Consider the following 20,595-nt stretch of genomic DNA (forward strand, 5'->3'; position numbering starts at 1 on the left):
GGAATGAACACCTTCACCGGCCGCGAATGGGGCTCCGGCACGGAGGACGAGAAGCCCTTCGCGCCTCGCCGTGGAGGCCAAGACGGGCGGGGTCTGGCAGCGGATCGCCGAAGGCACCACCATCGGCCACGAACGCATCCTGCCGCTCCCCGAGGCCGTCACCGCATCGGCGGTCCGCGTCAAGGTGCTGGAGTCCCGGGCGAAGCCGCACCTGGGGGCCACCACCCTGCACCTGGCCGGCAGCCGCGCGAGGTCCTGAGGCCTGTCCGGCGGACAGGCCTCAGCCCTGGTCCAGATACGCCAGTACGGCCAGAACGCGGCGGTTGTCGTCGTCGGACGGCGGCAGGCCGAGCTTCCCGAAGATGTTCGAGGTGTGCTTGGCCACCGCCCGCTCCGTGATCACCATCTGTGAGGCGATCGCCGCATTCGACCGGCCCTGGGCCATCAGCTCCATGACCTCCCGCTCGCGCGGCGTCAGGCCGCCCATCGGCTTGTCCTGCGAACGCCGCGTCAGCAGCTGCGAGATGACCTGCGGGTCCATCGCCGTACCGCCCGCCGCCACCCGGCGTACCGCGTCGATGAACTGGTCCGCGTCGAAGACCCGGTCCTTGAGCAGGTAGCCGATCCCGCCGTTGCCGTCCGCCAGCAGCTCGCGCGCGTACAACTGCTCCACGTGCTGGGAGAGTACGAGGACCGGCAGGCCGGGTCTCGCGCGCCGGGCCGCCAGCGCGCACTGCAGCCCCTCGTCCGTGTGGGACGGCGGGAGCCGGACGTCGACAACGGCGACGTCCGGCTCCAACTCGGCGAAGGCTCTGGTCAGTTCGGGCCCGGTCTCGACGGCGGCCGCGATCTCGAAGTCGTACGCCTCCAGCATGCGGACCAGGCCGTCGCGCAGCAGGAAGAGATCTTCGGCTAGGACAACTCGCAAGGGATCTCCATGGTCACCATGGTGGGACCGCCCGCGGGGCTGCTGACGGCCATGATGCCGTCGAATGTACCGAGTCGGCGTTCGATTCCGCTCAGGCCCGAGCCCGCGCCGACCGACGCGCCGCCCTTCCCGTTGTCCGTGACCGAGAACCTGAGCGCCCCCTCGCTGTGGTGCAGGTCCACCCAGATCCGCTCGGCGCCCGAGTGCTTCGCCGCGTTCGTCAGGGCCTCGCTGATCGCGAAGTACGCCGCCGACTCGACCGGGGCCTCGGCGCGGCCGTTCAGCTCCACGTCCACCTCGCACGGGATGGGCAGCCGCAGGGCCAGGGCCTTCACCGCGTCCCCGAGCCCGCGCTCGGCGAGGACCGGGGGGTGGATGCCCCGGACCAGGTCACGCAGCTCGGTCAGCGCCTCGGCCGAGGACTCGCGGGCCATCGACAGGAGCTTCTTCGCCTGCGCCGGGTCCTTCTCGATGAGCGCCTCGACGGTGCCCAGGTTCATGCCCATGGCGACGAGCCGGGCCTGCGCCCCGTCGTGCAGGTCGCGCTCGATGCGCCGCAGCTCCGACGCGGCCGTGTCGACCGCCTCGTGCCGGGTCTCGGTCAACCGCGCGACGCGCAGGGCCAGTTCCTGTTCCTGGGTGGGGGCGAGAACCGACCGGGCGAGCACGAAGTGCGCCCGCAGCAGCCGCTCGCTCAGCACCAACCCGACCGCGAAGATCATCACGCCGAGTGCGGCGGCCAGCAGGCCCGTCGCCTGGCTGTCGACCGGGACGAACGCGTACCAGTACCGGTCGTCCGTGTAGACCCGCCACAGACCCGCCGCCAGGACGAGCCCCTCCACCGGGAAGACCAGCAGCGCCGCAGCCAGCACGGACACCACATACCCGGCCGTCATGTCGACCAGCATCCACCGCATGTCCCGCCAGGTCGCCGGGTCCTTCAGCATCAGCGTGGTCCGCTCCACCTGCCCGATGAAGCCGCCGCGCAGATCCTTCGGAAGCGGCCGGTACGGGACCGGGATGCGCACGTCGGACCAGGTGATGGCCAGCAGCCGGCGCTGGTTGGCGTGCTTGCGGACCGCCTCCAGGATGTACGGCGTGGTGACCAGGCCGATGCCCAGCGGGATCAAGACCACGGAGACCAGCGCCAGCACGAAGAGCGTGACCGAACCCACGATGGCGGCGAAGGACACCACCAGCCCGCGCCACGCGGCCAGCAGCGCCGACCCGATCCGTCCCCGTTTCGTGTCCATCGCGGTCCTTCTTCCCCTCGCCGGGCCGTCGTGCCGGCCCCGTCTCGCACACAGTCTGGCCCGCCGCGCCCCGCGGGCGTCAGCCGGTTCCCCACCCGGCGGGGGTGTACCTGGCACCACCCCTGTGACCTCGCCCTACGTCCTGCGGAGCGGGGGCTTCAGCGGCTGGGGCGGCGGTCGGCGCCTCCCTAGATTCGAGGGGCATCGTCGGACATCCACAACAGGGGGCGAACACGCCATGAGGCGTAACCTCGCGGCACGTATCGGTGTGTGGAGCGCACACCACCGCAAGACGGCCATTCTCGGCTGGCTGCTCTTCGTCGTACTCGCCGCGGGTATCGGCGGCGCTTCGGGCATGGTTGAGATGACCGACACGGAGAACGGCGCGGGCGACTCGGCTCGCGCCGAACAGATCCTGTCCGACGCGGGCCTCAGCCACCGGGCCGGCGAACTCGTCATGGTGTCGGCGGCCGAGCCGGACGGCTGGCGGACCGCCGCGCGGGAGCTGACCGCCGCCATCGACAAGACCGGCGAGGTCACGGGCCTGGCGGACCCGGTCCCCTCCGAGGACCGCAAGGACGCGCTGATCACCTTCGAGATGAAGGGCGATCCGGACACCGCCGCCGACCGGGTGCAGCCCGTGCTGGACGCCGTCGCCGGGGTGGAGGAGAAACGGCCGGACGTCACCGTCCACCAGTTCGGCGACGCCAGCGCCGGCAAGTGGCTCGGCGATCTGCTCTCCGACGACTTCAAGAAGGCCGAGTTCACCGCCATACCCCTGGCCCTGGGCATCCTGGTGGTCGCCTTCGGCGCCGTCGTCGCGGCCCTGCTGCCCGTGGGGCTGGCCCTCACCGCGTGCCTGGCGGCCTTCGGACTGCTCTCGCTGGCCAGCCACCAGCTGCACCTCTCCCAGACCACGTACTCCGTGATGTTCCTGATGGGCTTCGCCGTCGGCGTCGACTACTGCCTGTTCTACCTGCGGCGCGAACGCGACGAGCGGGCCGCCGGGCGCGACGCCGAGACGGCCCTGCGGATCGCCGCCGCCACCAGCGGCCGGGCCGTGCTCGTCTCCGGGCTCACCGTGATGGTCGCGATGGCCGGCATGTTCCTGTCCGGACTGATGCTCTTCAAGGGCTTCGCCCTCGCCACGATCATCGTCGTCCTCATCGCCATGCTGGGCTCGGTGACGGTGCTGCCCGCCCTGCTGTCCTGGCTGGGCGACCGGATCGAGGCGGGCAAGGTGCCGCTGCTGAACCGGCGCGGCAAGCGGGGCAGCAAGCAGAGCGGCCGGATCGCCGGCCGGCTGCTGAGGCCCGTCCTGCGGAGCCCGAAGTTCTTCGCCGCCGCCTCCGTCGCCGTCCTGCTGGCGCTCGCCGTGCCCGCCATCGGCATGAAGACCGAGTCCCTCGGCCTGGAGAAGCAGTTCGGCTCCGACTCGGCGCTGTCCGTCGCCTACCGCCACATCAGCGAGACCTTCCCCGGCGGCTCCGCCCCGGCCCAGGTCGTCGTCGAGGCGGACGACATCACGGCACCCGGCGTCCGCAAGGCCCTCGCCGGCTTCGACCACGTCACCGTGCACCGGGCGCAGAACGTCGCGGAGATCGAGGTCCCGCTGCCCGGCGGGAAGGACGGCCTCGCCGAACTGCGCGACGAGCGGCTGCCGGCCGCCTTCGACTCCACCGGCGCACGGGCCTACGTCACCGGCGAGGTGGCCGGGTCCGTCGACTTCAACGACCAGCTGAGGCGCGGCATCGCGCCCGTCTTCCTCTTCATCACCGCGGTGACGTTCCTGCTGATGCTGTTCTGCTTCCGCAGCTACGTGATCGCCGTGACCTCCATCCTGCTCAACCTGCTCTCGGTGGCCGCCGCGTACGGGGTGATGACCGCCGTCTTCCAGCACGGCTGGGGCGCCGGTCTGATCGGCTCGGAAGGTGTCGGCGCGGTCGAGTCCTGGATGCCGCTGTTCGTCCTCGTCGTCCTGTTCGGGCTGTCGATGGACTACCACGTCTTCGTGGTCTCCCGCATCCGCGAGGCCCACGGCCGCGGGCTCTCCACCCGGGCCGCGATCGACGAGGGCATCCGGCGCACGGCCGGCGCGGTGACCGGCGCGGCCGTGATCATGGTGGCGGTGTTCTCGGTCTTCGCGACGCTCTCGATGCAGGACATGCAGCAGATGGGCGTCGGCCTGGCCGTCGCGGTGCTGCTGGACGCCACGATCGTACGGATGGTCCTGCTGCCCTCCGTGATGGCGCTGCTGGGCGAGCGCAACTGGCGCACCCCGCGCGGCCTCGGACGGCTGCCGAGCCTGGACCACAGCGAACCGGAGCCGGAGCCGGCCGGTGTCGCGGCGCCGGTGGGCCCGGGGGTGCGCGGCTGACCGGGAACGGACGAGGCGGGCCCCGGCCCCGGTGTGCGCACACCGGGGCCGGGGCCCGCCGTTCTCACCATCGGCTCAGGGGGCGTACTTGTACCCCACCCGCCGCACCGTCTGGATCGAGCGGCGGTGCTCGGCGCCGAGTTTGCGGCGCAGCCGGGCGATGTGGACGTCGACGGTGCGCCCGTCGCCCACGTGCCCGTAGCCCCAGACCGTGGTCACCAACTGGTCGCGGGTGTGCACCCGCTGGGGGTGCGCAACCAGGTGGGCGAGGAGTTCGAACTCCAGGTAGGTGAGGTCGAGCAGCTGCCCGTTCACCGAGGCGGAGCGCTGGACGGGGTCGATGCTCACCGGCCCGTCCGCCGCGTCCACCGGCGGTTTTGGCGCCGCGTACTGGGCGGCGGCGGCCGCGAAGGCCGGCTGCTGGTCGGCGGGCACGAGCACCAGGTAACCGACCATCGGCGGCCGGCCCGGCAGGGCGGGCAGGGTGTGCTGAGGCGCCGGCAGCCAGGTCGCACCCGGCGTCAGGAACGCGGACACGTCGGCCTGCTGGACGACCTCGTCGGGGGCGACGGCGCGCAGCCGGTGCCGGTTGGGGGACTGGGTACGGGCGGAGGCGGTCGCAGCGGCCACCGTCGGCGCTGCGGTGGCAGCGGCTGCGGCGGAGAAGGAACGGGTGTTCGCCATGAGGGGTCAGCTCTTTCGCGCGAAGGAGTCGTCTGTGGACGGACTTGCTGCGTGCGCGCGGACCGGAGGCCGGGTGAGCGGCTTTAAAGGGCCGGCGCGTTCAGCGCGCGGCAACACACCCGGTCGAAGTCGTGGTGCTGACGGGAGGGCCAGAACGGCTCGAGGTCGCTGCGACCTGTCGAGGTGTGCGGGAAACCGGCCATGCCCCCATTGAACCAGAGAACGGCACGCGGGAGCAGGCCTCTCTCACCCGTCGATACGGACCCTTTGCGTTACGGCGGGCCCCGCGCCCCACCCGGGCTCCTGGCGGGCCCACCGCGTCATCAGCCCGGTGACCCGCTCGGGGGTGGGGTCAGACCTGGCCGGCCTTCTCCAGCGCCGTGCAGCAGGTGTCCACGATCAGCCGCGTGACGACGTACGGGTCGACGTTGGCGTTCGGGCGGCGGTCCTCGATGTAGCCCTTGCGGTCCTGCTCGACCTGCCACGGGATGCGGACCGAGGCGCCGCGGTCGGAGACGCCGTAGCTGTACTCGTTCCACGGGGCGGTCTCGTACAGACCGGTCAGCCGGTCGTCGATGCCCGCGCCGTAGTTCTTGACGTGGTCCATCGGCTTCGAACCCTCGCCCAGCGACTCGCACGCGGTGATGATCGCGTCGTAGCCCTCGCGCATCGCCCTGGTGGAGAAGTTGGTGTGCGCGCCCGCGCCGTTCCAGTCGCCCTTGACCGGCTTCGGGTCGAGGGTCGCTGAGACGTCGAAGTCCTCGGCGGTGCGGTAGAGCAGCCAGCGGGCGATCCACAGCTGGTCGGAGACCTCCAGCGGCGACAGCGGACCCACCTGGAACTCCCACTGGCCGGGCATCACCTCGGCGTTGATGCCGGAGATGCCCAGCCCCGCCTTCAGGCAGTTGTCGAGGTGCTTCTCCACGATGTCGCGGCCGAAGATCTCGTCCGCGCCGACACCGCAGTAGTAGCCGCCCTGTGCGGCCGGGAAGCCGCCCTCGGGGAAGCCGAGCGGCCGGTGGCCGTCGAAGAACGTGTACTCCTGCTCGATGCCGAAGATCGCCTCCTGCCCGGCGAACCGCTCGGCGACCGGGCGCAGCCGCGCCCGGGTGTTGGAGGCGTGCGGGGTCATGTCGATGTCGAAGACCTCGCACAGCACCAGGATGTCGCCGCCGCCGCGGATCGGGTCCGGACAGGTGAAGACCGGCTTCAGCACCAGGTCCGAGGCGCGGCCCTCGGCCTGGCTGGTGCTCGACCCGTCGAAGCCCCAGATCGGCAGCCCGGTCACGTCGGACGACGGAGAGCCGGGCATGATCTTGGTCTTGGAACGGAGCTTGGCGGTCGGCTCGGTGCCGTCGATCCAGATGTACTCGGCCTTGAACGTCACGGAAGCCATCCTTTGCGGGTTCTGCGGTCTATGCGACGCAGCTTCGCAAGGCGCGATTTCCCGTCCGTTGCCCTCGCGTGAACCCGGTGTTACCGGGGTTTCGGAAGAAACCGCCCGGCAATTGAGGGAGGGGAGCGGGACTGGGTGCTTGCTGGGTGCTTGCGGCTGCTGGGCGGAGGCACCCGTAGGGCCGTACGCGCCCCGCCACCGCATTGCCCGGCGGTCCGGGCCGGCAGCCACCGGCACGCGGGCGCACCGGGGGCGGCGGCGCCCGGACCGCACCGGGCACACTGGAGCCATGACGACACCCGAGACCCCCCTGCGCATCGGCCTGGCCGGCACCGGCCCCTGGGCCCGCAACACCCACGCCCCCGCCCTCGCCGCCCACCCCGGCGCCGTGCTCAGCGGAGTGTGGGGCCGCCGCGCCGAGGCCGCCGTGGAACTGGCCGCCGCGTACGGCGCCCCGGCCTACTCCGGTGACACCGGGCTCGATGAGCTGTTCGCCACGAGCGACGCCATCGCGTTCGCGCTGCCGCCGGACGTACAGGCCCCGCTGGCCGCCCGCGCCGCCGCGGCCGGCTGCCACCTGATCATGGACAAGCCGGTCGCCACCACGGTCGCCGGAGCCCGTGAAGTGGCCGAGGCCGCCGAGCAGGCCCGGGTCGCCTCCGTCGTCTTCTGCACGTTGCGCTTCGCACCGCAGACCTCTGCCTGGATCGCCGAGCAGGGGGCGGTGGGTGACTGGTTCACCGCCCGCGCGGACTGGATCGGCGCGCTGTGGGCCCCCGGCGCGGACAACGAGTACGCCGCCTCCCCCTGGCGCCGCGAGCGGGGCGGCCTCTGGGACGTCGGCCCGCACGCCCTCTCGGTCCTGATCCCGGTCCTGGGCGACGTCACCGAACTGACCGCCGCCCGCGGCCCCTCCGACGTCCACCACCTCGTCCTGCGCCACACCACGGGAGCCTCCAGCACGGTGACCCTGGCCCTGGGCGCCCCGGTGGCGGCGGCCGGGGTGGAGGTCGTGCTCAGGGGCGAGCACGGGATCGCCGAACTGCCGCGGTGGGAAGGACCGGTGGACGCGTTCGCGGCGGCGGTGGACGCGCTGATCGCATCGGTGCGCACGGGTGAGGCCCACCCCTGCGACGTACGCTTCGGCCTCCGCCTGACCGAACTGCTGGCCGAGGCGGAGGCACAGGCGAGCAGCTGACCCCGGGGCGCCGGGACCGGCTCACCCCGGCTTCGCGCTGCCTGGTCCCGTGCTGCCCGGTCCCGTGCTGCCCGGTCCCGTGCCGCCCGGTCCCGCGCTGCCTGGCTTCGCGCTACCTGGTCCCGTGCTGCCCGGTCCCGTGCCGCCCGGTCCCGCGCTGCCTGGCTTCGTGGTGCCTGGTCCCGCGCTGCCCGGTCCCGCGCTGCCCGGTCCCGCGCTGCCCGGTCCCGCGCCGCCCGGCCCCCCGCCGTCCGGCTCCGAGACCGCTGTGAGGAATCCGCCCAGAAACCGCCGTACGGCGGCGACTTCGCGCTCGTCGTAGTCCCGCAGCAGCGCGACCGCACTCCCGATCACCGGCCCGAATGCCGCCCACCCCAGCTCCACCGCGCTCGGCGTCACGGCCAGCAGAACCCGTCGCCGGTCCCGGGGGTCGCGGGTACGCGTCAGATGGCCCAGCCGCTCCAGCCGGTCGATGAGCGAGGTGGTCCCCGCCGAGTTGAGCCCGAGCTCCGCGCCGAGCCGGCCGGCGGTGGCCTCGGTGCCGCTCCGCTCCGCGTCGAGCAGGCACACCAGGGCCCGTACGTCGGTCGGATGCATGCCGTGCCGGGCCGCGAACTCGGCCTGGCGCAGCCCGAATTCCATCGTGACCTTGCGCAGCAGATGGACGATCTCCAACTCGGGGCCCTGCTCGCTCATCTCCGGCTCCTCGCTCTATTACCTCGCTGAGCGAGATAATATCCAGGTGTACGGAGCCCAGGGAGTACCCATGACGTCCACCCCGCCCCCGCCCACGCCCCCGCCCCCGCCCCCGCCCCCGCCCGCGACCGCCGGCGAGCCCTTCCTCGCCGCCTACGACGAGGTCGTCGCGGCCAAGTGGCCGGCCGGCACCACGCCGACGGCCGTCCCCACCCCGTACGGCACCACCCACGTCAACAGCTACGGCCCCGAGGACGCCCCGCCCCTCGTGCTGCTGCCGGGCGGCGGTGCGATGTCCACCGTCTGGTACGCCCAGGCCGCGGAGCTGGGCCGCACCCACCGGGTCCACGCGGTCGACCTCGTGGGCGAGCCGGGACGCAGCACGGTGGGGGAGCGGCCGATCCGCAGCGTGGACGATCTGTGCGGCTGGCGCGACGCGCTGCTGGACGGCCTGGGCGCGGATTCCACCGCGCTGTGCGGCCACTCGTACGGCGGCTGGATCGCCCTGCACTACGCCCTGCGCGCGCCCCACCGGCTCCGGAAGCTGGTCCTCCTCGACCCGACCGGTTGCTTCGCCGGTTTCCGGCCCGGCTACCTGCTGCACGCGCTGCCGATGCTGCTGCGCCCGAACGCCGCCCGGACGCGCGCCTTCCTGGAGTGGGAGACGGGCGGCGCCCCGGTCGACCCGGCCTGGCTGCGGCTGCGCGAGGCGGCGGCGGATTTCCCCTCGGCCCGCCCGGTCACCGGCCCCCGCCCGTCACCCGAGGCCCTGGACGCGCTCGCCGTACCGACGCTGGTCCTCCTCGCCGGTGGGAGCCGGGCCCAGCACGCGTCCCGGGTGGCGGCCACCGCGCACCGCCTGCTGCCGCGCGCACAGACGGCGATCCTGCCGACCGCCACTCACCACACACTGCCGCTGCACGCGGCAACGGCCCCCGAACTCAACCGCAGAGTCAGCGACTTCCTCACAGGGCAATACATCTAGGGCCTGTCCGGCCCCAGACGCTCAGCGCCCCATCGCGTCCCGGACCGCCTCGTCGGTGCGGGCGACCACGGCGGTGCCGTCCTCCGCCGTGATGATGGGCCGCTGGATCAGCTTCGGGTGCTCGGCGAGGGCGGTGATCCACCGCTCCCGGTCCTCCGCCCCGCGCGGCCAGTCCTTGAGGCCCAGCTCCTTCGCGTCCGCCTCCTGCGTCCGCGTGATGTCCCACGGCTCCAGCCCGAGCCGGTCGAGCACCGCCCGGATCTCCTCCGGCGACGGCACGTCCTCCAGGTAGCGGCGAACCGTGTAGTCGGCCCCCTCCGCGTCGAGCAACCGCACCGCGCTGCGGCACTTGGAACAGGCGGGATTGATCCAGATCTCCATGGGGCCAAAGGTACGGGACGGACTCTCAAAAGATGCGCGAAAGCCCCTCTGGCCAGGGGCGATTGTCAGTGCCGGGCAGTAAAATGGGGGTAGTTCGTGAGGGTTCCGACGAGTTCCGCCACCGCGCCAGGAGGTTGCCCATGGCCGTTGCCGCAGTCACGACCAAGCCGCTCCCCAAGTCCCCGCTTCAGCCCCCGCTCAAGCCGCTGAAGAAGAAGCCGCTCCCCGCCGGCCGCCCCCGCGAGTGGTACGTCTCGCACAACCGCCGCCTTAAGGCGATGCGCCTGGCCATCGCCCTGCTCGACACCGGCGTCTACCTCCCGTCGAGCGCGAACAACGCCCGGATACGCACGACCGCCGAACGCCTCGGCATCCACCCGCCGTCCGACACGACCTGCCGCATGGTCCGCGCCCTCATCCGCTACGGCCGCTGACCCCTCCGGCGATCGCGCCCCCGGGAGGCCGGCCTCCCGGGGGCGCACCCATGCCCTCCCTCAGTACCCGTTACACGTGGCCGTGGCGAACGCGCCCGACGCCGAATCGGTGCGCCGCGTGCCGTCGTCCACGGTCACCGCGCAGGAGACGTCGCCGCCGGCCCGGCCGACGCTGACGACGAACGAGCCACCGCTCATGAACCCCTTCGTGTCCAGCTCCCCGGCCCACGGCAGGGACCGCAGCGCCAGCCGCCCGGTCGACAGTTCCTCACCCCGCCAGGTGCTGTACGTGAGCACCACGTCCGGGGCGGTCCCCGTGACCTCGTACCGGATGTGCACGGTCCGCGAGCCCTCCGAGTGGAGCACGTCCGACAGCACCGCCCAGGCCGCGCCCGCGGCGAGGGCCAGCAGCACGGCGATCATCAACAGCACCCACGGCCACATCCGCCGCCGGGGAGGCGGCGGCGGGACCGGGTCGCCGGGGGGCGCCTGCTCACTCATCCCCCCAGCCTCGGCGCATCCGTCCGCCCCCGCGACCCCGCCGCGGCCGGCTCTGCGCCGTCCGGCCTACAGATAGGGGCGGGTGATCAGCTCGATCGCATGCCCGGCGGGGTCCTTGAAGTACACGCCGCGCCCGCCGTGCCCGGTGTTGGTCTCACCGGGCCGCGTCATCTGCGGGTCGGCCCAGTGCTCGACCCCGCCCTCGGTGAGCCGCCGGTAGGCCCGGTCGAACAGCTCGTCGTCGACGAGGAACGCGTAATGCTGCGTCTGGATCTCCACCGGCGGCTCGGCGAACTGGAGCAGCACGCCGTCATGGAGCTGGACGTTGAGGAAGGGCCCCCAGGACGGAGCCTCGCCGAGCTCCAGCAGTTCACGGAAGAACCGCGCGGAGGCGTGGCGGTCCTTGGAGGCGATGATGGTGTGGTTGAACGAAACGGGCACGCTTGATGACCTCATGATCTCTTCGGCTCGGCACAGTGGGAAAACGCACGGTGTACGAGCCGGGGGGAGGTCCCCGTGCCAGGTATGCGGAGCGCCCGGCGAGGCACGTCCGACGGGGGCTCAGCCCACCACCGGGTAGCCGTTCCGTGCATGGCGTATCGCCGGTCCGGTGTTCACGGCAAGGACCCTACGGGCGCCGGCCGGGTGTGTACAGTTGTTTGGCGCCCGAGGTCGCGCGCGTACGCGTGTGCAGGTTCCACGCCCGGCCACCGCGGACCCCGGTGGACGCCCCCCGATCGACAGGTACGCCTTCTTGTCCTCCTCCACCACGCCCGCGTTCCCGCTCCGGCTGCGCGCCCTCAAGCCCGACTGGATCTCCGACCCCAAGGTGTGGCGTACGGAGGTGCTCGCCGGTCTGGTCGTCGCGCTCGCCCTGATCCCGGAGGCGATCTCGTTCTCGATCATCGCCGGGGTGGACCCCGCGATCGGCCTGTTCGCCTCCTTCACGATGGCGGTCACGATCTCGCTCGTCGGCGGACGGCGCGCGATGATCTCCGCCGCGACGGGCGCGGTCGCCCTGGTGATCGCCCCGCTGAACCGCGAGCACGGCTTCGGCTACCTGGTCGCGGCCGTGATCCTGGCCGGCCTCTTCCAGATCGTGCTGGGGGCCCTCGGCGTCGCCAAGCTGATGCGGTTCGTGCCGCGTTCCGTGATGGTGGGCTTCGTCAACGCGCTGGCCATCCTGATCTTCATGGCGCAGGTGCCCGAGATGCACGACGTGCCCTGGGCGGTGTACCCGCTGATCGTCGGCGGCCTGCTGCTGATGGTGTTCTTCCCGAAGGTCACCCGGGTGATCCCGGCCCCCCTGGTCTCCATCGCCGTCCTCACCACCATCACCCTGGCGGCGGGCATCGCGGTCCCGAGGGTGGGCGACAAGGGCGAACTGCCCTCCTCACTGCCGGTCCCGGGCCTGCCCGACGTGCCGTTCACCCTGGACACCCTGACCACCGTCGCCCCCTACGCCCTGGCGATGGCCCTGGTCGGCCTCATGGAATCCCTGATGACCGCCCAGTTGGTCGACGACATCACCGACACCCGCTCCAACAAGACCCGCGAGTCGATCGGCCAGGGCATCGCCAACATCGTCACCGGCTTCTTCGGGGGCATGGGCGGCTGCGCCATGATCGGCCAGACCATGATCAACGTACGGGTCTCCGGAGCCCGCACCCGCCTGTCCACCTTCCTCGCCGGTTCCTTCCTGATGGTGCTCTGCATCGCCTTCGGGCCGGTCGTCTCCGACATCCCGATGGCGGCCCTGGTCGCGGTCATGGTGATGGTCTCGTTCGCGACGTTCGACTGGCACTCCATCGCCCCGAAGACCCTCCGCCGGCTGCCTATGGGCGAAACGGCGGTCATGGTCATCACCGTCGCCATCGTGGTCGCCACGTCCAACCTCGCCATCGGCGTCGTCGTCGGCTCGGTCACCGCCATGGTGATCTTCGCCCGCCGCGTCGCGCACGTGGCCGACGTCACCGCGGTCACCGACCCGGACGGCGGCCAGGTCGTCTACTCCGTCACCGGCGAACTCTTCTTCGCCTCGTCCAACGACCTGGTCACCCGCTTCGCCTACGCCACCGACCCGGACAAGGTCGTCATCGACCTCTCCGCCACCCACATCTGGGACGCCTCATCGGTCGCCGCCCTGGACGCGATCGAAACGAAGTACGCCCAACGCGGCAAGAGCGTCGAGATCATCGGCCTCAACCAGCCGAGCGCCGACCTGCACCGGACGCTGAGCGGGGAGCTGACGGGCGGGCACTGAGGGCTCCTCCGGTTGCGCGAGTGGCCAGAAATACGGCCCGCCGCGAGGCCCAAGTCCACCTGGCCCCACTGATCCTCCGGCTCCGCGAGCCGACCCGACCCGAGATCCCTGGTCAGACACGACCCAGGAGCGCCTGCACCGCCGAAGGCCCGGTGAAGTCCTGCGCCAGGGCGTCCATCGGCACCTCGTCGCAGACCTGGCCGAGCCAGTACCCGGCCTCGCGCAGCTTCCCCGCGTGCTGGAACCCGGCGCGCTCGTAGGCGTTGATCCCGGCCACGTTGGGGGCCAGCACCTTGAGCCACACCATGAGCGGGACTGTAAAACGTCGTTTGACAGACCCGAACAGGACGCCGCGCGTACGAGATGCTGCTGCCGGCGTCCGGGTCGCTGCGCACGACGAGGACCCTTGCTGCCACGCGCCAAGTCATTGAGGCCACGGGCACGAGGGCGCCCGAGGTCGTGAGCTGGATCGAGGAGTCACGCCGATGGATCTGAAGACGTATACGCACGCCGATGCCCAGGACGTGCGCTCCTTGCTCCTGGACATACACGACGAGGTCTACGCGGACGAGCCCGACCCGTTCCACTCGCGCGAGCGGTTCCCGTACTACGTCGACCTGTGGTCCGGGCACGAGGGCTGGCTCTGCGTCGCGGGCCGGGAGGACTGGGGACCGGTCGAGTACGCGTACGGTTCGAGGTTCAAGCCGGGTGGCTGGTGGAAGGGGGCGGACCGGACCAGGGATGTGCGCGGCCGGATCTGCGCCCTGTCCGAGCTGATGGTGGTCTCCCGGTGGCAGGGGACCGGCAGGGCGCAGCAGATCCACGACGCGCTGATCCGATCGGTCGAGGTCGACTTCGTGACGCTCCTGGTCGATTCCACCCACCCGAGGGTGCAAGCCCTGTACGAGAAATGGGGCTACGAGAAGCGGGACGAGGCCAGGCCCTCCGACGACTCCCCGCTGTACGCGGTCGTGGTCAGGACGCTGCGAAAGAGTTGACTCGATGATGCGCGGGCGACGGCCCAGGTGTGATCGGCCCCGCCGGTTCCCGCTGCAAGAGGCGCCTGCGCGGCTGCATAGCGGGAGTAGAGCAAAGAGCCCTGCCACTTTCCGCGGAGAGTGGCAGGGCTCTTTGCTCTGGCGAAGCTGTGTCCGGTACGCCGTCAGGTTCCGACCGTCGGTACGGGTACGTCCCGGCCCCCGCCCTTAGAGGTCGAAGTACAGCTCGAACTCGTGGGGGTGCGGGCGCAGCTGGATCGGGGCGATCTCGTGGGTGCGCTTGTAGTCGATCCACGTCTCGATCAGGTCGGACGTGAAGACCCCGCCGGCCTGGAGGTACTCGTTGTCCGCCTCCAGGGCGTCCAGGACGGCCGGGAGGGAGGTCGGGACCTGCTGGACGTTGGCGTGCTCCTCGGGAGCCAGCTCGTAGAGGTCCTTGTCGATCGGCTCGGCGGGCTCGATCTTGTTCTTGATGCCGTCCAGGCCGGCCATCAGGAGGGCGGAGAAGGCCAGGTACGGGTTGGACGACGGGTCCGGGGCGCGGAACTCGACGCGCTTGGCCTTCGGGTTGGAGCCCGTGATCGGGATGCGCATCGCGGCGGAACGGTTGCGCTGCGAGTACACCATGTTGACCGGGGCCTCGAAGCCGGGGACCAGGCGGTGGTAGGAGTTCACCGTCGGGTTGGTGAAGGCCAGCAGCGACGGGGCGTGCTTCAGGATGCCGCCGATGTAGTAGCGCGCCATGTCCGAGAGGCCCGCGTAGCCCTGCTCGTCGTAGAACAGCGGGTCGCCGGCGGCCCACAGGGACTGGTGGACGTGCATGCCCGAGCCGTTGTCGCCGAAGATCGGCTTCGGCATGAAGGTCGCGGTCTTGCCGTTGCGCCAGGCGACGTTCTTCACGATGTACTTGAAGAGCATCAGGTCGTCGGCCGCGGCGAGCAGCGTGTTGAACTTGTAGTTGATCTCGGCCTGGCCACCGGTGCCGACCTCGTGGTGCTGGCGCTCGATCTGGAGGCCGCTGTTCTCCAGCTCCAGGGACATCTCGGCGCGCAGGTCGGCGAAGTGGTCGACCGGCGAGACGGGGAAGTAACCGCCCTTGTAGCGGACCTTGTAACCGCGGTTGTTCTCGATCGCACCGGTGTTCCAGGCGCCGGCCTCGGAGTCGATGTGGTAGAAGCTCTCGTTTGCCGACGTCTGGAAGCGGACGTTGTCGAAGACGTAGAACTCGGCCTCCGGGCCGAAGTACGCGGTGTCGGCGATGCCGGTCGAGGTGAGGTACGCCTCGGCCTTCTTGGCCACGTTGCGCGGGTCACGGCTGTACTGCTCGCCGGTGATCGGGTCGTGGATGAAGAAGTTGATGTTGATGGTCTTGTCGCGGCGGAAGGGGTCGACACGGGCGGTCGACAGGTCCGCGCGCAGCGCCATGTCGGACTCGTGGATGGCCTGGAAGCCGCGGATCGACGAGCCGTCGAACGCAAGCTCGTCGGCCGGGTTGAAGGTCGCCGCCGGGACGGTGACGTGCTGCATGACACCGGGCAGGTCACAGAACCGGACATCGATGAACTTGACGTCGTTGTCGGCGATGAACTTCTTCGCGTCGTCGGCGTTCTGGAACATCCAACTCCTCCTACTCCCGGCCCGGGAGGGACGGGGTTGCAGCTCGTTGTGTGACCAGTGCGGTGGCACACGCTGGACCCGACCATAGGCAGACCGGATTTCTCAAGCATGACCCATTTGTTTCACCGAAGTTAACCGGGCCGGGTGCCGCAGGCGGTCGCGCGGGCCCCGGACCGCCTGCGTACCGGGGCTCGGCGGGCTTCCCGGCCGTCTCACCGCCACGTCCGGGGAATGGGACGGCACCCACCGGGGAAGACGCGCGGCCGGGCGCAGTACCGTGGTCGGGTGGACAACAGGCAAGCAATCGGATCGTGGCTCTCCGGGCCGCGCGCGGCCGCCGAGGAGATGGGCGCCGACTTCGGGTACCGGGGCAAGCGGCTCGGCCTTCCCGAGCAGGGGCCCGGGGCCATCGCCCCGCTCGGCCGGCGCTTCGGAGCCCTCTTCATCGACTGGGCCCTGTGCCTGCTGATCGCATACGGACTGTTCGCCCGCGGTGACCAGCAGGCGGCCGGCAACTGGGCGCTCGGCATCTTCCTCGTCCTGAGCGTCCTCACCGTCGGCACCATCGGCTGCACCCCCGGCAAGCGCCTCGTGGGCATCCGGGTCATCGCCGAGGACGGCGGCCGGCTCGGGTTCGTGCGGGTCCTCGTGCGCAGCGTGCTGCTGTGCCTGGCGATCCCGGCCCTCGTCTGGGACCGCGACGGCCGCGGCCTCCACGATCGCCTGGCCCGCGCGGTCCAGGTCCGCCTCTGAGCCGTACGCCGGCAACGGCCGTACACCGGCAAAGAGGGCGGGCCGTCACCGGCGGTCGAGGCGCAGGTCCCGCACGTACCGGGTCGAGCCGTCGGCGTGGAGACGAGGAAGGGCTGGGACGGGGCGCCTGCGGCGGCCCGTCCCAGCCCTTCCTCGTCGTTCTCTGCCGTGACTAGCGCCCGCGAGGCGGGCGGCCGGCGCCTCCGCGTCCGGGGAGAGGCCCCTTCGGCAGGGGCATGTTGCTCATGAGGTCGCCCATCGCGCGCAGCCGGTCGTTGGCGGCCGTGACCTGGGGGCCGGTCAGTACGCGCGGCATCTTCAGCATCTTGGTGCGCACCTTCTTGAGCGGCACCTGACCCTCGCCGTTGCCGACGATGATGTCGTGCACGGGTACGTCGACCACGATGCGGGCCATCTTCTTCTTCTCGGCCGCGAGCAGGCTCTTCACCCGGTTCGGGTTGCCCTCGGCGACCAGCACGATGCCCGCCTTGCCCACGGCGCGGTGGACGACGTCCTGGCTGCGGTTCATCGCGACCGCGGGCGTCGTCGTCCAGCCGCGGCCCACACGGTCCAGCACCGCCGCCGCGGCGCCGGGCTGGCCCTCCATCTGCCCGAAGGCCGCGCGCTCGGCGCGCCGTCCGAAGACGATCGCCATCGCGAGGAGGGCGAGCACGAAGCCCAGGATGCCCAGGTAGATCGGGTGGTCGATCAGGAAACCGATCGCGAGGATGACACCGAAGGTGACGATTCCCACACCCGCGACCACAAGACCGATCTTGGAGTCGGTCCGCCTGGTCATCTTGTAGGTCAGGGCGATCTGCTTGAGCCGCCCCGCGTTCTCGGCGCTGTCCGCGCCTTCAGTGGTGTTTGCCTTCCTCGCCATGCAAGGAAGTTTACGTGGCCCGGGAACGGCGGTCGGCCACGGCCTCCCGTTCCAGTACGTACCCCGACTCGGCCCGGTCCTTGGCCCGGCGGCGGTCCTCCAGGACGGCCGTCCAGGCGTTGCGGCGGGCGGTGCGCTGGCCGCTGCTCAGCAGCAGCGACTCGACGGCGCGGAGGGCATCGGTGACGGTCGGGATGACGGTGGCGCGTACCGGCGCGGCCTGCATCGTGGAAGTCCCCTCGAAACGATGTGCGCTCACTGGGCGGCGCCCGGTGAGCGAGATGTGCTGCGCGGACTGGAGACGGGGCGCAGGGGAGGCGGTCGCGGTCGAAGTCACCGCACTGCGCGTTCATCCAGGGTCACTGTTCGGTGTTACCAGCGCATGACCGGTCGGTCAAACACCAATGAAACCTTGATACGGGCGCCGCGCACGCCGACGCGGTCCGTCCGCGCCCCGGAGGTCTCTCGGACCTGCGGGGAGCGTGCGGACCGCGTCGGAGCGGTCATTACCCAGTGGTAGCCGCTTGTGTGCGGTTTCACACGGGGTGCTTACGCGGTCGGCGCCGCGACCTGGGCCTCGCGCCGGTCCATCGCCTGCTGGAACAGCCGGCCCGCGCGGTAGGAGGAGCGGACCAGCGGCCCGGACATCACGCCCGAGTAGCCGATCTCGTCGGCCTCCTCCTTCAGCTCCACGAACTCGTGCGGCTTCACCCAGCGCTCGACCGGGTGGTGGCGCACGGACGGCCGCAGGTACTGCGTGATCGTGATGAGCTCGCAGCCCGCGTCGTACAGGTCCTGGAGCGCCTCGCTGACCTCTTCACGGGTCTCGCCCATGCCGAGGATCAGGTTGGACTTGGTCACCAGACCGGCCTCGCGGGCCTTGGTGATGACCTCCAGGGAGCGCTCGTAGCGGAAGCCGGGGCGGATGCGCTTGAAGATCCGCGGCACCGTCTCCACGTTGTGCGCCAGCACCTCGGGGCGCGAGGAGAAGACCTCCGCGAGCTGGTCGGGCTCCGCGTTGAAGTCGGGGATCAGCAGCTCGACCTTGGTGCGGCCGGCCTCCCGGTCCGCGGTCAGCGCGTGGATCTGGCGGACGGTCTCCGCGTACAGCCAGGCGCCGCCGTCCTCCAGGTCGTCGCGGGCGACGCCGGTGATCGTGGCGTAGTTCAGGTCCATCGTGACGACCGACTCGCCGACGCGGCGGGGCTCGTCCCGGTCCAGCGCCTGCGGCTTGCCCGTGTCGATCTGGCAGAAGTCACAGCGCCGGGTGCACTGGTCGCCACCGATGAGGAACGTGGCCTCGCGGTCCTCCCAGCACTCGAAGATGTTGGGGCAGCCGGCCTCCTGGCACACCGTGTGCAGGCCCTCGCTCTTGACGAGTTTCTGCAGCTGGTTGTACTCGGGGCCCATCTTCGCCCGGGTCTTGATCCACTCGGGCTTGCGCTCGATGGGGGTCTGGCTGTTCCGGACCTCAAGGCGCAGCATCTTGCGCCCGTCGGGTGCGACAGACACTCCGGTACTCCCCTTTGCTTTCACTGCATTGGATTCTTCGGCGAACACCAGGGTACGCCCGTGGTTCATTCGGCTTTACGTCTGCCCAACCTGGGGCCGGCAGGTCCTATTCCCGGGGGCGTGTTCCGTGGGTCACGCCGTGGCCATGGCGCCGTCGGTCCGGGCGATCGTGCGCGGGGCGAGTTCGGCGTTCTCCAGGATGTCGCGCAGGTGCTTCTCGACGACCGGGAGGACCTCGGCGATGGTGATGTCGCGGCCGAGTTCGTAACTGAGCGAGGTGACGCCCGCGTCCCGGATGCCGCACGGCACGATCCGGTCGAACCAGGTGTTGTCCGGGTTCACGTTGAACGAGAAGCCGTGCATGGTCACTCCCTTGGCGACCCGGATGCCGATCGCGGCCAGCTTGCGGTCCTCGCGGCGCTGGCCGGCGTTGGACGGGGCGTACTCCGGGCCGTTGAGCCGGGGGTCGAACTCGTCGTCCTGCAGGCGCGGGTCGAAGTCGAGGGTGAGGCCGCCGACGGCCGGGCGCTGCTCGACCGGGTCGCCCAGGACCCAGACGCCGCTGCGGCCCTCGATCCGGGTGGTCTCGACGCCGAACTCGGCGGCGGTACGGATCAGCGCCTCCTCCAAGCGGCGCACGTGCGCGACGACGTCCACCGGGCGGGGCAGCTTCTGGATCGGGTAGCCGACGAGCTGGCCCGGGCCGTGCCAGGTGATCTTGCCGCCGCGGTCCACGTCGATGACCGGGGTGCCGTCGAGGGGGCGCTCGCTGTCGTCCGTGCGCCGGCCGGCCGTGTAGACGGGCGGGTGCTCCAGGAGCAGGCAGGTGTCGGGGACGGTGTCCGCGAACCGTGCCGCGTGCACCTCGCGCTGCTTCTGCCAGGCCTCCTGGTAGTCGACGGCGTCCTCGCCGAAACCCAGACGGACGAACCGGAGCTCAGTCACGACAGCAGCCTCTCTACTCGCGGTGCCGTGGCCCGGAGGGTTTCCCCGGCACCGCGTCACCATGCACGAATCGCGCCCGGGCCACTGTACGACCGGCGCCGGAGTGCGGGCCCGGCAGGTCTTTCCCGTCAGCGCCACCCGCAATCCTCACACGATCGGATGAATGTGGAGCAAAGCAGGCTGAGGCCGCCCCGCCGACAGTTAAATTCGCGCCGTTCGTCAGAGGAGGCCCTGAGGGCTGCCCGCCCGGCCCAGAAGGCAGGAGACCCTACAGCTGATGTCGGAACGACCCCCGCAGCGCACCCCCAACCGTCGGCTCGCCTCACTCATCACCGAGGCCGGTTTCTCCAACGCCGGCCTCGCCCGCCGGGTGGACCAGCTCGGCCTCGAACACGGCCTCGACCTGCGGTACGACAAAACCTCCGTGACCCGCTGGCTGCGCGGCCAGCAGCCCCGGGGCACCACCCCAGCGCTGATCGCCGAGGTCTTCACCCGGCGGCTCGGCCGCCGGCTCTCCGCGCAGGACCTGGGCCTGGACGCCTGCGCCCCGGTCTACGCCGGACTGGAGTTCGCCGCCACGCCCGCCGAGGCGGTCGACATCGTCAGCGGACTGTGGCGCAAGGACTCAGGCAGCCACACCGAGCTGCGCAAGATCGCCTTCACCCCGGCGGGCCTGGTCGTCCCCAGTCGGGACTGGCTGATCGGCCGGGCGGACGAGTGGGTGGGCCGGGGCGGCCCCGTGGCCCCGGTCCGGGCCGGGGCCACGGGCCGGGCGCCGGGCGGAGCCCCGG

Annotated in this window: 20 protein-coding genes and 3 pseudogenes; 9 read left to right on the top strand and 14 right to left on the bottom strand. The window is 71.1% G+C overall.

Translation table 11 applies throughout. From position 1 onward, the window contains the following. Positions 1 to 70: 70 nt before the first annotated feature. Complete coding sequence (locus E6P78_RS27535; protein WP_240799390.1) at positions 71 to 259, top strand: hypothetical protein; 189 nt, start codon at positions 71 to 73, stop codon at positions 257 to 259. A 21-nt stretch (positions 260 to 280) separates the two neighbouring features. Here the strand turns inward: E6P78_RS27535 and E6P78_RS27540 are convergent, their stop codons facing one another. Next, positions 281 to 928, bottom strand: coding sequence for a response regulator transcription factor (locus E6P78_RS27540; RefSeq protein ID WP_136206357.1), 648 nt, complete (start codon positions 926 to 928; stop codon positions 281 to 283). Next, on the bottom strand, positions 913 to 2,181 hold the full coding sequence (locus E6P78_RS27545; RefSeq protein WP_136206358.1) for a sensor histidine kinase: 1,269 nt from the start codon (positions 2,179 to 2,181) through the stop codon (positions 913 to 915). The genes E6P78_RS27540 and E6P78_RS27545 overlap by 16 nt, the downstream gene beginning before the upstream one ends. Positions 2,182 to 2,419: 238 nt before the next feature. On the opposite strand from E6P78_RS27545, the gene E6P78_RS27550 reads away from it, so the two are divergent. Beyond that, positions 2,420 to 4,558 (top strand): MMPL family transporter, encoded by a 2,139-nt coding sequence (locus tag E6P78_RS27550; protein WP_206307931.1) that lies wholly within the window; start codon positions 2,420 to 2,422, stop codon positions 4,556 to 4,558. Between the two features lie 75 nt (positions 4,559 to 4,633). On the opposite strand, the gene E6P78_RS27555 is transcribed toward E6P78_RS27550, so the two are convergent. Continuing rightward, positions 4,634 to 5,242, bottom strand: a complete 609-nt coding sequence (locus E6P78_RS27555) for a winged helix-turn-helix domain-containing protein (protein ID WP_136206359.1) — start codon at positions 5,240 to 5,242, stop codon at positions 4,634 to 4,636. Positions 5,243 to 5,594: 352 nt separating this feature from the next. Beyond that, on the bottom strand, positions 5,595 to 6,629 hold the full coding sequence (gene glnII / locus E6P78_RS27560; protein WP_136206360.1) for a glutamine synthetase: 1,035 nt from the start codon (positions 6,627 to 6,629) through the stop codon (positions 5,595 to 5,597). A gap of 298 nt (positions 6,630 to 6,927) precedes the next feature. Between glnII and E6P78_RS27565 the strand changes: the two genes are divergently transcribed. Continuing rightward, positions 6,928 to 7,836, top strand: coding sequence for a Gfo/Idh/MocA family oxidoreductase (locus E6P78_RS27565; protein ID WP_136206361.1), 909 nt, complete (start codon positions 6,928 to 6,930; stop codon positions 7,834 to 7,836). A 246-nt stretch (positions 7,837 to 8,082) separates the two neighbouring features. On the opposite strand, the pseudogene E6P78_RS27570 reads toward E6P78_RS27565, so the two are convergent. Then, a pseudogene (locus E6P78_RS27570) lies at positions 8,083 to 8,532 on the bottom strand (MarR family transcriptional regulator); the annotation flags it as partial. 70 nt (positions 8,533 to 8,602) lie between these two features. Between E6P78_RS27570 and E6P78_RS27575 the strand changes: the two are divergent. Continuing rightward, entirely contained in the window at positions 8,603 to 9,517 is a 915-nt protein-coding gene (locus E6P78_RS27575) for an alpha/beta hydrolase (protein WP_136206362.1), read from the top strand. 21 nt (positions 9,518 to 9,538) lie between these two features. Here the strand turns inward: E6P78_RS27575 and E6P78_RS27580 are convergent, their stop codons facing one another. Further along, entirely contained in the window at positions 9,539 to 9,898 is a 360-nt protein-coding gene (locus E6P78_RS27580) for an arsenate reductase family protein (protein WP_136206363.1), read from the bottom strand. Between the two features lie 140 nt (positions 9,899 to 10,038). Between E6P78_RS27580 and E6P78_RS27585 the strand changes: the two genes are divergently transcribed. Next, positions 10,039 to 10,332 carry a hypothetical protein gene (locus E6P78_RS27585; protein ID WP_136206364.1) on the top strand — a complete coding sequence of 98 codons (294 nt, stop codon included), beginning with the start codon at positions 10,039 to 10,041 and terminating at the stop codon, positions 10,330 to 10,332. A 60-nt stretch (positions 10,333 to 10,392) separates the two neighbouring features. Here the strand turns inward: E6P78_RS27585 and E6P78_RS27590 are convergent, their stop codons facing one another. Continuing rightward, the gene (locus E6P78_RS27590) at positions 10,393 to 10,833 is read right to left on the bottom strand and encodes a hypothetical protein (protein WP_136206365.1); all 441 of its coding nucleotides are present in this window, start codon (positions 10,831 to 10,833) and stop codon (positions 10,393 to 10,395) included. A 66-nt stretch (positions 10,834 to 10,899) separates the two neighbouring features. Then, the gene (locus E6P78_RS27595; RefSeq protein ID WP_136206366.1) at positions 10,900 to 11,274 is read right to left on the bottom strand and encodes a VOC family protein; all 375 of its coding nucleotides are present in this window, start codon (positions 11,272 to 11,274) and stop codon (positions 10,900 to 10,902) included. Positions 11,275 to 11,587: 313 nt separating this feature from the next. Between E6P78_RS27595 and E6P78_RS27600 the strand changes: the two genes are divergently transcribed. Then, positions 11,588 to 13,096: a SulP family inorganic anion transporter gene (locus tag E6P78_RS27600; RefSeq protein WP_136206367.1), complete on the top strand. Its 1,509-nt coding sequence runs from the start codon at positions 11,588 to 11,590 to the stop codon at positions 13,094 to 13,096. Between the two features lie 112 nt (positions 13,097 to 13,208). Here E6P78_RS27600 and E6P78_RS27605 read toward each other — a convergent pair. Then, positions 13,209 to 13,403, bottom strand: a pseudogene (locus E6P78_RS27605) (GNAT family protein); the annotation flags it as partial. Positions 13,404 to 13,581: 178 nt separating this feature from the next. On the opposite strand from E6P78_RS27605, the gene E6P78_RS27615 reads away from it, so the two are divergent. After that, positions 13,582 to 14,094 carry a GNAT family N-acetyltransferase gene (locus tag E6P78_RS27615; RefSeq protein WP_136206368.1) on the top strand — a complete coding sequence of 171 codons (513 nt, stop codon included), beginning with the start codon at positions 13,582 to 13,584 and terminating at the stop codon, positions 14,092 to 14,094. A 207-nt stretch (positions 14,095 to 14,301) separates the two neighbouring features. Here E6P78_RS27615 and glnA read toward each other — a convergent pair whose 3' ends face one another. Further along, entirely contained in the window at positions 14,302 to 15,711 is a 1,410-nt protein-coding gene (gene glnA / locus E6P78_RS27620; RefSeq protein ID WP_136206369.1) for a type I glutamate--ammonia ligase, read from the bottom strand. A gap of 285 nt (positions 15,712 to 15,996) precedes the next feature. Here glnA and E6P78_RS27625 point away from each other — a divergent pair, with 285 nt between their 5' ends. Further along, positions 15,997 to 16,464 carry an RDD family protein gene (locus E6P78_RS27625; RefSeq protein WP_168712718.1) on the top strand — a complete coding sequence of 156 codons (468 nt, stop codon included), beginning with the start codon at positions 15,997 to 15,999 and terminating at the stop codon, positions 16,462 to 16,464. Between the two features lie 172 nt (positions 16,465 to 16,636). Here E6P78_RS27625 and E6P78_RS27630 read toward each other — a convergent pair whose 3' ends face one another. From E6P78_RS27630 to lipB, 4 genes are all read right to left on the bottom strand, one after another. Further along, positions 16,637 to 17,347 (bottom strand): DUF4191 domain-containing protein, encoded by a 711-nt coding sequence (locus E6P78_RS27630; RefSeq protein WP_136206370.1) that lies wholly within the window; start codon positions 17,345 to 17,347, stop codon positions 16,637 to 16,639. Between the two features lie 10 nt (positions 17,348 to 17,357). Beyond that, positions 17,358 to 17,573: a hypothetical protein gene (locus E6P78_RS27635; protein ID WP_136206377.1), complete on the bottom strand. Its 216-nt coding sequence runs from the start codon at positions 17,571 to 17,573 to the stop codon at positions 17,358 to 17,360. 323 nt (positions 17,574 to 17,896) lie between these two features. Beyond that, entirely contained in the window at positions 17,897 to 18,832 is a 936-nt protein-coding gene (lipA, locus tag E6P78_RS27640) for a lipoyl synthase (RefSeq protein WP_136206378.1), read from the bottom strand. A gap of 159 nt (positions 18,833 to 18,991) precedes the next feature. Next, positions 18,992 to 19,804, bottom strand: a complete 813-nt coding sequence (gene lipB / locus E6P78_RS27645; RefSeq protein ID WP_136206371.1) for a lipoyl(octanoyl) transferase LipB — start codon at positions 19,802 to 19,804, stop codon at positions 18,992 to 18,994. Between the two features lie 277 nt (positions 19,805 to 20,081). On the opposite strand from lipB, the pseudogene E6P78_RS27650 reads away from it, so the two are divergent. After that, a pseudogene (locus E6P78_RS27650) lies at positions 20,082 to 20,595 on the top strand (regulator); the annotation flags it as partial.

The organism is Streptomyces sp. A0958 (assembly GCF_004795035.1).
GTDB lineage: Bacteria > Actinomycetota > Actinomycetes > Streptomycetales > Streptomycetaceae > Streptomyces.